Origin of the sequence: Mesoplasma entomophilum, from assembly GCF_002804125.1 — a bacterium.
GTDB lineage: Bacteria > Bacillota_I > Bacilli_A > Mycoplasmatales > Mycoplasmataceae > Mesoplasma > Mesoplasma entomophilum.
This window is the reverse complement of the sequence record NZ_CP024966.1, coordinates 123127-135587: the sequence shown is the minus strand read 5'-3', so window position 1 is coordinate 135587 and position 12461 is coordinate 123127. Positions and strand designations below refer to the sequence as shown.

The following is a 12461-nucleotide window of genomic DNA, read 5'->3' as shown; positions in this document are numbered from 1 at the left end:
TAAAGCATTAATATGATAATTGTTCGTAAATTGGGAATTGCTTACATAAATTTGCAACTTCAATTGCTAGTTTATCTAAGTTATTTTGTGATTGATCTTTTAGGGCACTAGCAATAATTCTAGCAACTTCTCTAAATTCGTTTTCTTTGAATCCTCTCGTTGTCATTGCTGCTGTTCCAACTCTAATACCACTAGTTACAAAAGGTTTTTCTGTATCAAATGGAATCATATTTTTATTTGAAACTATTCCAATACTTTCAAGTATTTTTTCTGCATCTTTACCTGTTACATTTAAAGTATTTTTAACATCTAAATTAATTAAGTGATTATCTGTTCCATTAGCAATTAAGCGCATCCCATTATCGGCTAATGCTTTAGCAAATGCTTTTGAGTTTTCTACTACTTGTTGAACATATTTTTTGAATTCAGGAGTGTCGGCTTCATATAAAGCTTGTACTTTTCCTGCAATTTGATTTTCTAAAGGACCTCCTTGAGTTCCTGGGAAAACAGCCGAGTCAATCTTTTTACCAATTTCTGCTTTTGATAAAATCATTCCACCTCTAGCACCTCTTAAAGTTTTATGAGTTGTTGTTGTGACAACATCAGCATATTCCATTGGATTTGGGTGAACCCCTCCTGCAACTAAACCTGCAATATGAGCCATATCAACCATTAATAAAGCTCCAACTTCATCTGCAATTTCTTTAAATTTTTTGAAATCAATAATTCTTGAATATGCGCTAGCACCTGCAACAATTAATTTTGGTTTATGCTCTAAGACAACTCTTCTCACTTCTTCAAAATCAATTTCTTCAGTTTCCTTATTTACTCCATAAAATTTGAAGTCATAGTTATTTCCTGAAAAGTTAATTGGGTATCCATGTGTTAAGTGACCACCTGCATCTAAACTCATTGAAACTATTTTGTCTCCATTTTGTAATAATGCACGATAAACAGCTTCATTAGCTTGGCTTCCTGAATGAGGTTGTAAGTTAGCATGTTCAGCATTGAATATTTTTTTAGCTAACTCTATTCCTTGCTTTTCAATTTGATCAACAAATTCACATCCGCCATAATATCTTTTGTCTGGATATCCTTCTGCATATTTATTTGTTAAAATACTTCCTGATAATTGTAGGACTGCTTCACTAACATAGTTTTCACTAGCAATTAATTCTATATGATCTTGTTGTCTTTTTAACTCACCTCTAAGTGATTCTAAAATGTTTTTATTTATTGTACTCATCTAATGTACCTACTCTTTCTTTATGTCTTCCACCTTCAAATTCAGTACTTAAAAAAGTATCTACTAATAAAAGTGCCTTTTCAATTGCAATCAATCTAGCTCCAGTTGCTAAAATATTTGCATCATTATGTTGTCTTGTTAATTCTGCTGTTTGAACTTCATAAACTAATCCAGCTCTTGCTCCCTTAACTTTATTTGCAGCAATACTAATTCCAATACCTGTGCCACATAATGCAATACCTTTGCTATTGGTATCAGAAACTACAGCTTCAGCTAAAGTGATTCCAATATTTGCATAGTTACATGATGTTCCATCATTATTACCTAAATCTACAACTTCAAACCCTTGCCCTACTAAGTGTTTTTTAATAGCATTCTTCATTTCAATAGCAGTATGATCATTTGCAATATATATCTTTTTCATAAAACCCCCACATTATTCTTTTAATAATTTTAACTTATTAGTGAGATAATATTTATATAAAAGGATTGAATTATGAATAATTATGAAATAAATAAAAATGATTTTTATAAATTTATTGAACAAGGATACAAAGTTATTGATGTTCGTAGCGTTGGTGAAGATAAAATGACTGGCTTAAGCTACCAAGGCTCTTATAATATTCCATACCCTGGAGTTGTAAGAAAAGCTGAACAACTTTTTCCTGATAAAAATGAAAAATTAATTATAGTTTGCAATTATGGTTCGCGAAGCGGTCTAACTGCTAAAACATATAGACAAAAAGGTTATCCTAATGTATTTGTTCTTCATGGTGGATTATATGGATTAAAATAAAAAGCAGGTATTACTACCTGCTTGTTTTTTGCTTAAATGGGGCGCCGAACGGGAATTGAACCCGCGAATGTCAGAGCCACAACCTGATGTGTTAACCACTTCACCACCGGCGCCATAAAAGATAACGTTTTTATTATCTTAAAATTACGTTGATTTGTCAATTGAAAATCTACTTTTTAATAAATATTTGATAAACCTCATTTTTAGATTTATTAATCTTTGCGCCAACAATATCACATGCTTGCTTCAACTTGTATCCTTGTTTTATTTCTTCTTCAACTAATAAAATTATTTCATCATCATTGATAATATCAATTTGTTTTTTTTGAGAATCAACAACAACAACAAATTCGCCTTTTAAAACAAGTTCTTCACTTTGAACAAAAGCATTAACATCTGAGATTTCACCTTGAATATATTGTTCATTTAATTTTGTTAATTCCCTGCCTATCAATACACTTTGGTCTGAATTTAAAATTTCATTCATTTTAAAAATCGTGTCTTTTAGTCTATGAACTGATTCATAAAAACTTATTATAGAATTTGAATTTTTACTTAACATATCTTTTAATTCATTAAACTTTGATTTATCACTTTTGTTTTCTAAAAATCCATGAAAGTAATTTTCTTTTGCCGTATATCCACTAGCAACGATTGCATGAATATATGCAGGACCAACATTAACACTAGTCACGTTACAATCATAAACATTTAAAATTTGCTTAATAAAGTTTGCTCCTGGATCACTAATAGCAGGACAACCTGCATCGCTAATTATTGCTACATCATTTTGATTTTCTAAAACTCTTATTATTTCATTAATTCTTTCAGCCTCATTATATTTATGAAGTGAAACAAGTTTTTTATTAATGTCATATTTCTTTAAAAAGGTTTGGCTGGTTCTTGTGTCTTCACAACAAATAACATCAACCTTTTTAAGAGTATCTAGTGCTCTAAAACTTATATCTTCTAAATTTCCAATAGGTGTACCTATTAAATAAATAGTTGGTTTGTTATTTTTAAATGTTGATTGGTTTCTCATAACTCTCCTTAAAATAAAATTACCCACAAGGGTAATTATTAATTAACTTCTTTGATTTCAATTGAGTAAGGTAAATTGATATCTTTAACTTCAACAGATTCCCCAACTTTTTTACCCAAGATTGCTTTTGCAATTGGCGATTCATTTGAAATTAAGCCTTTGAACGGATCTGCTTCAACAGCTCCAACAATTTTAACTTCTCTTTGTTGTTTAGTATTTAACATGATGAATTTAACTTTTGAACCAATTTTGATTGCTCCATCAGTTGTAGAAGAATCCTCAATTAATTTTGCTTTGCTAATCATTGCTTCAAGTTCTTTAATTCTTGCTTCAACTTCAGCTTGACGATTACGTGCTGCATCATAGTCAGCATTTTCACTTAAATCACCTTGGTTACGTGCTTCTACTAATTCTTCGATTACTTGTGGACGAACTACTTCTAATAAGTGTTTTAATTCGTGTTTTAATTCCTCAATACCTTCTTGAGTTAAGATAATTTCTTTTGCCATGTTTGTCTCCTAATTCATTAACTTTTTAATTATATAATATTTGTTTCAAAAATTGTATTTATTTTCGGTTCTTTAAGTATATGTTTAAGTTGTCTAATGCTTTCTTATTTTTAAGTATTTTGAATAAATCCTCTTGATCAGCTTGTTCAATTTCACTTATAGTATTATACTTTTTGAACAAGTCTTGAATTCTTTTTTTACCAAGTCCTTCAACTCCTTCAAGTTCTGATTTTAAAAATGAATTGTTTTGTTTTTTTCTAAATCCTGACTTTGCATACTCATCAACTCTAATTTGAATACTGCTTAATCAGTTAAACAATTTTGGTTGATCTTTTATGTTAACTTCATCTTCATTAGTATCAAGCAAAAATGATGTATTATGATGTTCATCTTTAACTAATCCAATAATTTGTATTTCAGATAAGCCTAATGCATTTATTATTTCTTTTGCAGCATGTACCTGAATTATTCCACCATCCATGATTATTAAATCTGGTAGCATTCTTTTTTCAAGCAGAGCCTTTTGAAATCTTCGGTATAACATTTCCTTCATTCTGTCATAATCAGATTTAAACTTACTTTCAATGTTATATTTTCTAAATTCATTTCTGACAGGTTTACCATTTATATAAACAACACAACTTCCAATAATAAACTCATTTCCAATGTTTGATATATCGAACATTTCCAATCTATATGGTTCTTTGTTAAGCTTTGCTTTTTCTTGTAGTTGTAATAATAATTCATTTTCATTACCAATATTAGTTGTCGTAGATATTTTAGATTTTCTTATTGCTTCTTTTGCATTATCTATAGCTATTTGATAAATTATTTTTTCTTCTTCTTTTATGGGATGAGTCAATAATGACTTATATTTTTCGTTCATGTCAAATAATTCAATTTCTTTGTCAACTATTATTTTGTTGGGTAAAATATTTTTTTCATAAATTTGAGTCATGAATGAATCTATCAAGTCAGTAAGGTCTTGTTCAAAATAAAGTTGTACATGTTCATCTTTGAAAAGCAATTTACCTGATCTGTAAAATAAAGTTACAAGAGCAATTTTTTCTTCTTCAATATAATAACTTATAACATCAACATCAGCTTGACTTTTAAACTCAACATTTTGTTTTGTTGTTGTGAAATCTAAACTTATAATTTGTTCTTTAATTCTTTGAGCTTCTTCAAACTGTAAGTTTTCAGCTGCTTTCTGCATTTGATTTGTAAGTATCGTTTTTACTTCATTTATGTTTCCCTTGAAAAAATTATCAACTTTTTTAATTTGTTCTTGATAGTATTGTTTATCAACATCTTTAAAACAAGCTCCACTACATTGACCAATAAAGTAGTGTAAACATGGTTTGCCTAAATCACCTTTACATCTTCTCAATGGAAATAGTCTTTGCAATGTTATTAAAGTCTCTCTTGCATTTGAACCTATTGGCAAAGGCCCAAAACTTCTTAGTGCTTTTTTATCTAATTTCCTTACATACTTATATGATGGATTTTTTTCATTAGTAATAATAATATATGGATAAGCTTTATCATCATTTAATAGCACATTATATTTCGGTCTATATTTTTTAATTAAGTTTTCTTCCAAAAGCAAAGACTCTTTTTCATTTGAAACCACAAAATATTCAAGATCAATAATTTCTCTTACTAACCTTGTTGTTTTTAAATTTTGAGCTCTATCAAAGTATGAAGAAACTCTTTTCTTTAAGTTTTTTGCTTTACCTACATAAATAACGTGATTATCTTTATTTAAATATAAATAACAACCTGGCTTATTTGGTAAATTGCTAACCTTATTTTTTAATTCCATTTTACTTATCCTTTCTATTATTTTAGAAAAATAAAACCCTAAAATAAAGGGTTTTATTTGTCAACTAATACTTCTCTAGGTCTTGAACCATTTTTTGGTCCAACAATTCCTTCTTCTTCTAATTGATTTAGAATATTGGTTGCTCTAGCATCGGCAATTCTAAATTTACCTTTAATTGAAGATGAAGATGCATCTTGTTTTTCAATAACAAATTGTTTAACTTGTGAATATAATTCATCAGTTGACCCAATTGAATTTAAATTATTTTGATCAAATTCATCAGAATAGATTGCTTGTTGTTGAGCAATTGTGAAATCAACAATTTCTTCAATTTCTTCATCGCTTAAGTAAGCACCTTGGGCTCTCATTAGATCTCCGCCACCTGGTGGCATAAACAACATGTCACCTCTACCTAATAGGTTTTCAGCACCAGTTGAGTCTAAGATTGTTCTTGAGTCAATTCCTGTAGTTACAGCAAAAGCAATTCTTGTTGGTATGTTAGTTTTAATTGTTCCTGTTATAACATCTGTTGATGGTCTTTGAGTAGCAACAATCAAATGTATACCAGCAGCACGAGCCATTTGAGTAATTCTCATAATTGATTCTTCAACTTGTTTTCTATCACCAGTCATCATTAAGTCAGCAAGCTCATCAATAATAATAACTTGAAATGGCATTTTTTTAGAATCTGCAACTTTTCTGTTGTATCCATCAATATTTCTAACACCTAAGTTCATAAATAATTCATAACGTCTTTCCATTTCAGCAACAACCATTTTTAATGCATTCGCTGCTTGCTTCATATCAGAAATAACTGGTGCTAGCATGTGTGGAACTCTAGAATAAACTGAAAGTTCAACTTTTTTAGGGTCTATCATTAAAAATTTAACTTCATTTGGTTTTGCTCTTAGAAGAATTGAACAAATTAAAGCGTTAATCATAACTGACTTACCACTACCTGTTGATCCTGCAACAAGTAGGTGAGGCATTTTATTAAGTTGAGCTGTTAATGGTTCTCCTAAAACATTTTTTCCTAAAACAAATAATAGTTTTTCATTTTCTTGTTCTCTAGGTATTGATTCAATAATTTCTCGCATTGAAACCATTTCTGAACTTGCGTTTGCTAATTCAATACCAATTAAATTTTTTCCTGGTATCGGAGCTTCTAAACGCATATTTTGAGTTGCAAGAGCTAATTTCAAATCATTTTCTAAATTTGTAATACTATTAACTTTAACTCCGGGTTCAGCCTGAATTTCAAATTTCATAACACTAGGACCAATAATTGAATTAATAACTTTTGCTTTAACTCCAAATTGAGAGAAAGTTTCATCAATTGCTAAAGCTTTTAACGCTGCATTTTCTTTATTTGCTCTTTCTTTGTTATAATCTTTTTCCATTACTGCTAAAACATCTACAGGAGGAAGTTTATAATTTTTATTAATTATTATTTTTGGTTCTTCATTATCAGGTGTTGAAATAACTTGTTTTTCAAAAATAGGAGCAACCTGCGCTTCAACTTTTTGTTGAGCTACAACTTGTTCTGAAATTATTTTTTTTTCATCAGAAAAATCATATTTTTCTTCAAATTTGCTTAATGCATCAAATGCTTCCACAGTTTCACTTTTTTGATTATTTTCTTTTTCTTCATAAATTGCATCAAAGAAAGTGTCATCACCATCAACAGTTAAATCTTTAATTGCTTCTTCCGCTAAAGATTCTTTCATTAAAATTACATTTTCGTTTTTAACTACTTGATTTGTATCTTGAGTAATTGGTCTCAATCCTGGGTTTTTAATAACACTTTCAACTTTGTTATTTTCTTGAACTCTTCTTGAAACAAAACGTGGTCTATGTGGATCAAAAACAGTTTCTTCAGTAATGGTTTGTATTTCTTTATCGTTTGAAATTCTTTCTTGAGAGAAAGTAGATTTAATAACTTCTTCAGGTAGTGAACATTCTATTTGTTCTTCTTGATCAATTTTATCCAATAATTCTTTCTCTTCTTTTTTAACATAAGAAGGCAATTGAATTGTTAAGTCACTTGTTCTAGTTTCTTCTTCTTCATCAAAGGCCAAGTTACCAAAAACATTAATTGATTCTCATCCATTTTTTTCAACTTTTTCTTCTGTTGGAAAATCAATTTTATCTTCCTTCATTTTTTTGCGATTTGGATTTCTTTTTGATTTTAAAGTCAATATTCTTAAAGCTTTACCTTTTCTTTTTGTTTTTGGTTTAAATAAGAAAATTGGATCACCTGTGAAAATTCACATTCCATTAATAAAAATTAAAAAAGCTAATAAAATGTATGAACCAACAATTGATAGATATGATGTGACACCAACCATTAAAGTTCCAGTAACTCCTCCTCCACTGTAAAGATTGAAATATCCATCTGCTCCAGTTTTTAAAAAGTAATCAATTACTTCTTTGTAGTATTGTCCTGAGAATATTGAATGTTTTAATCATTCATCAGCATAAACACTAAACATTTGACTAAAAAAATCTCCTTGCCAAAGTTTATTTAAGCTTTCATTTTTTGAGGCAATTATTTGGGTAAATAATATTAGTGAAATTAATCAACATAATAGTATAAATGATGTCATAACCATAAATAAAAATCTTTTTTTAAACTTAAATCTTATTCCTGAAAAAATACATAAATCTACAACAAATAAAATAATGTAAATAAAATACTTAAATCATCCAAATAAAAAGTTGAAAAAAACATCATCTAAAAATTGGCCAATCACAGTTATTCTTCCTAATGAAAAAACTGTTATAAATAAAATAACAAGTCCAGAAACCATTCATGATATTGAATCATTTCTTCTTTTTTGTTTAGTTGTTACGAATGCAGCTGTTTTTTCCTCATTTCATTCGTAATTAGCTAAAAACTTTTCCTCTGTGCTTTTTTCCATGTTATCACCCTTTGCAATAATATAATTATACCAATTTTGCAATAATTAGTGTTATTTTAAAGTTTTAGTACTTTTAACAAAAAATAGTAAATTATTTGTTTTGCAAAGTTTCATTTATGAAAAGAATAATATCTTTTTCAACTTTATGTTTTTTCTCATCAAATAAGATTTCATGTCTTTGATTTTCATAAAGATTAACTTTAACATTTAAATTATTCTTATTAAATATTTTATTTGTTTTTAGTACCATTTTTCCGTAGTTTCCTACAGGGTCTTCTTTACCAGAGACTAATAAAATAGGAGTGCTTTTTTTAATTTTTTTAATATTCGATTTTTTTTGAATATATAACAAACCATAAAACATATCTTTGAATGCTGATGATGTAAATACTTGACCAGTTAAAGGATCTAATATAAATTCGTTTTTATTGACTGAGTCATTTGATAACCATTCAAATCCTGTTGCCTTTTCAGAATTAAATTTTTTATTAAGTGGCTTATAGCTTAATTTTCAAATAAAATTATCTGGTTTTTTGCCACCATTAAATTTCCTTCTGATATAAGCTATATTTTTTGAAAAAATTAATAATGCCTTGTTATGTCAAGCAGTACCACTAATTACATATGCATCAACTGTATTGGGGTAATCAATCATGTATGTTCTAACCATAAAACTTCCCATTGAATGTCCAAGCATTATTATTGGTAAGTTCATATATTGGTCTTTTATAAATGAGTTAACCTGTTTTAAGTCAGAAACAATCTTATTTCAGCCATTATTTTTTGAAAAATATCCTAAAGGTTCATTGTTTAAGATTGCTGTTTTTCCATGACCTCTATGATCACTACTTATAACTATAATTTGATTATCGTTCATTTTCTTTGCAAATTCTTTATAACGCAAAGAATGTTCGCAACTACCATGAACAAGTTGAATAATCGCTTTAGGATTTTTAACTTCATCTCAAATAAAAATATTTATTTTCTTATCATCCAAAGATTTAATTATTTTTTCTTTCATACTTTCTCCTTTTTTAATATTTTACACTCCCTTGTACAAATAAAAAAGAATGCTTTTGCATTCTTATTTTATTGCTGAGTTTGAAGCTATAACTTCACTATCAGATTTAGGGTCATAAACGTAAAGTTTTTTATATTCTTCAACATTATTTAATGATCCTTTTTCAAATTGAGATTGAGCTGCTAAGAAATCTTCTCTATTTCAAAGTTGTTCAATCATTTTTACACCAAATAATCTTAAATTTGAACTTCCAGCTATAAATGAAGATCTAGTAAATGGATCTAAGTATGATAACTGAATAGTTTTCATTGGAGTTTTATTGTAAAGAGGTGTTGTTAAAGCAACATCGTAAAGTGCATAAGTTTCAGCTTCTGATAAAGTTTTCAATCTTTCTGTGAAATCTCCCATGCCTTTAGCTGTTTCAACTATACCTGTATATTTAGTAATTGACTTATTGATATCTTGATAAACTGTTTCATATTTTTTAAATTCATCTTTTATTTTTAATTTTGGTTCATTAGATGAAGTTTTACTTTCTTCTTTAAATGTTTGGTTTTTTCCAGAAGAATCAGTTTCAAGAACTTTACCGATGTTAGTATAAACACCATACTCTCCACCTCAAATTAATGTATGTAAAAAGTTATAAGGGTCAGTATAATCTGGTCCTCAACCACTAACATATATATCAAAATCACCAATTTTTGACAAGTTTAAATAATCTGAAACGTCATTTGAAGTTTTAGTTTTTAAAGTAATTGGACTTGAAGTACCAACAGCCTTATTAAATTCATCTACTAAATATTCAACTCTTGGATTTAAAGTTAATCTTGATGCTCCATTTAAAAGTCACTCAATAGAAATAGAATCTTTTTTATTATTTGAATCTAAAATATTTTTATCTTCAAGATCTTTTCTAACGACATTACCCAATATTTCTGCTTTTGCTTTTTCATTTTTTTGATCTACTTCTTTACTATTTTGTTTTCTATCTACAATTGAAGTATACGCTAAATTTGCAAACTTTTGTAGTTCACTTTGCAATGAATGTTTTACATTTCCATTATCATCCAAGAACATTCCTAAAGCCATTAAATCATTTTGATAAAAAGCGTCATTTCCATCTATTAATGATCCAAATTCTTCGTTATAAAATTTTTCTAATAAATTTTTATCTCAATTTGGAATTGATATGTTCTCTTCTAATATACTTAATCTTGTTTTATCTGCTTTTGAAATAGTTTCATTAACAGGTGAAGCATTTTGATTTGTTAATTGAGTATTAGTTAAACCATAAGCTTTGTTATAATCAGCACCAATATTTTGAATAGTATAATCTTCCAGAGGAATTCCATTAACTTTTCCGTTTTGCACAGTATCAGATGATTCTTTAGTTGGATTAGTTGCTAATCTTGGAATTGTAAAAGTATTTCTTAATAAGGTTGAAGATCTAGTTTTAACATTTTTGTCTTCTCCACCATCTCATGCTAATGATTCCTTTGTATTTTTATCATTATCTAATTTACCCGCTACATAAGCTGGATATTGAGTTCTTTGCATAAAGTAATTTAAGTACAATCTAACAGATTTTTGTGCTAAAGCTAATGATGATTTTGATATATCTTTACCATCTTTTGTCAATCTTCCATAGTTATAGAAGGTTGTAAAAGTATATTGACTTGGAACAGTAGAAGTTGCATGAGTTCCTTCAAATGCAAATTTTTGTTCTTCTGAATTGTAATCATCACCAACATATTTTTTTCATCCACTTGCATCATTAGGTGAAATAGCTACTTCTGAAGCATCGCCACCTTCGAATCAAAGCCTGTTTGAATCAACAGATTGACTTCTAGTTAAAGTGAAAGTTGCTTTTTCAATATATGTTCTATCTGCTTGATAGTAATTAGGGTTTTTTAATAAAACAGTGTTTGAAGATGCTTTGTATGATTTTAAGTAATAAGCACCTGAAAATCACATTTCATTAATACTTGGTTGGTATCTTTTTGAAAAGTTATATCATGATCTATTTTGATTATCTGAGTAACTAACCGCGTAGTATGGTAAAGGCTTTAATGAACCATATCCAGCAGCTGATGTAAAGAATGAAGTTGAAGCATTTTCCAAAGTATATCTAATGTTATAAACTTGTTCATTACTTGTTTCATATGTTCCTTTTGAAGAAGTTGCTGTTCCTAATCCTTCTTTTGAAAGAGAAATAGCCATCATTCCACCGTTTTGTGCACTATCTGAAATTAATTTTTGAAAGTTTTCTTCACCTTGGTATTTTTCCATTTCAGTAATTAAGGCATCAAATTCAGGAGTTTGTTGGTAACCAATTATTATATCTTTACCATCTTTATCTTTACCATTTGTAATTGGAATAATTTTGGCATTGGCTAATGCATCAATTTTAGCTTGCCCGTCTTTTTCAGCAGTTCAAAGGTTAACTAACATAACAATGATGTCAAAGTTTCTTGTCGAAATAGCTTCAGCACCAATATTTTGTTGTCCACCTTGAGCAGTTGTTCTACCAAAATTTTTACCCTCTAATTTAACAGCATCATATGTTGAAATAGTTGATAATATGCTTTGTAATTTTGAACCGTTTTTAAATAATCCATTTGTTGGAGCAGCCCCATCAGCTGAACTATTTGGGTTAAATGTAAATCTAAATGCATTATAGAAGTCCATAGTTGTAACATCTTGTGTGCTTTTAATTTGACCATTTTTAACAGCAGTTCATTTTGGAACCCCTGTTTTTCTTCCATCTTTAGATTCTGTTTCTTTATCTCTTAAGTGAAAGTAATATTCAGTTCCTTCTGCATTATGTCCCCATCAATCAGCCATTTGACCTTCGATTTCACCATGAGCATTAGGAGTTAATAATCCGTCATATAAGTTTTCTAATATGATTGAGTCTGAATTTTGCATAGTTGATCCAGGTGATCAAGTATTAAGAGCCGCAGTCATGAAACCTTTATACTCTTTTGTATTTACTTTTCTTGCCATTAGTTTTGTTGTAGACATTCCACAAGAAACTAAAGTTGATCCGGCTGTTGTAACTAAAGTTGCAGCAGCAATTATACTAAGTAATTTTTTCATAA

Annotated in this window: 9 protein-coding genes and 1 tRNA gene; 1 reads left to right on the top strand and 9 read right to left on the bottom strand. The window is 28.7% G+C overall.

The genetic code is table 4. The annotated features are described in order from the left end of the window. Positions 1–7: 7 nt before the first annotated feature. Together MENTO_RS00545 and rpiB are read right to left on the bottom strand one after the other, a co-directional pair. Positions 8–1246, bottom strand: a complete 1239-nt coding sequence (locus MENTO_RS00545) for a serine hydroxymethyltransferase (RefSeq protein WP_099650967.1) — start codon at positions 1244–1246, stop codon at positions 8–10. Further along, a complete protein-coding gene (gene rpiB, locus MENTO_RS00540) occupies positions 1230–1670 on the bottom strand; it encodes a ribose 5-phosphate isomerase B (protein WP_099650966.1) in 441 nt (146 codons plus the stop codon). Before rpiB ends, MENTO_RS00545 begins: the two co-directional genes overlap by 17 nt. A 72-nt stretch (positions 1671–1742) precedes the next feature. Between rpiB and MENTO_RS00535 the strand changes: the two genes are divergently transcribed. Then, positions 1743–2042, top strand: a complete 300-nt coding sequence (locus MENTO_RS00535) for a rhodanese-like domain-containing protein (RefSeq protein WP_099650965.1) — start codon at positions 1743–1745, stop codon at positions 2040–2042. A 37-nt stretch (positions 2043–2079) separates the two neighbouring features. On the opposite strand, the gene MENTO_RS00530 is transcribed toward MENTO_RS00535, so the two are convergent. The 7 genes from MENTO_RS00530 to oppA form a co-directional block, all read right to left on the bottom strand. Then, positions 2080–2155, bottom strand: a tRNA-His gene (locus tag MENTO_RS00530). Between the two features lie 56 nt (positions 2156–2211). After that, entirely contained in the window at positions 2212–3084 is an 873-nt protein-coding gene (rsmI, locus tag MENTO_RS00525) for a 16S rRNA (cytidine(1402)-2'-O)-methyltransferase (protein WP_099650964.1), read from the bottom strand. Between the two features lie 38 nt (positions 3085–3122). After that, positions 3123–3593, bottom strand: coding sequence for a transcription elongation factor GreA (gene greA, locus MENTO_RS00520; RefSeq protein ID WP_099650963.1), 471 nt, complete (start codon positions 3591–3593; stop codon positions 3123–3125). A 58-nt stretch (positions 3594–3651) separates the two neighbouring features. After that, entirely contained in the window at positions 3652–5418 is a 1767-nt protein-coding gene (gene uvrC / locus MENTO_RS00515) for an excinuclease ABC subunit UvrC (protein ID WP_099650962.1), read from the bottom strand. A 53-nt stretch (positions 5419–5471) separates the two neighbouring features. Beyond that, on the bottom strand, positions 5472–8339 hold the full coding sequence (locus tag MENTO_RS00510) for a DNA translocase FtsK (RefSeq protein WP_099650961.1): 2868 nt from the start codon (positions 8337–8339) through the stop codon (positions 5472–5474). Positions 8340–8430: 91 nt separating this feature from the next. Next, complete coding sequence (locus tag MENTO_RS00505) at positions 8431–9360, bottom strand: alpha/beta fold hydrolase (protein ID WP_099650960.1); 930 nt, start codon at positions 9358–9360, stop codon at positions 8431–8433. 63 nt (positions 9361–9423) lie between these two features. Next, the gene (oppA, locus tag MENTO_RS00500) at positions 9424–12459 is read right to left on the bottom strand and encodes an oligopeptide ABC transporter substrate-binding protein OppA (protein WP_099650959.1); all 3036 of its coding nucleotides are present in this window, start codon (positions 12457–12459) and stop codon (positions 9424–9426) included. Between the last annotated feature and the right edge of the window lie 2 nt (positions 12460–12461).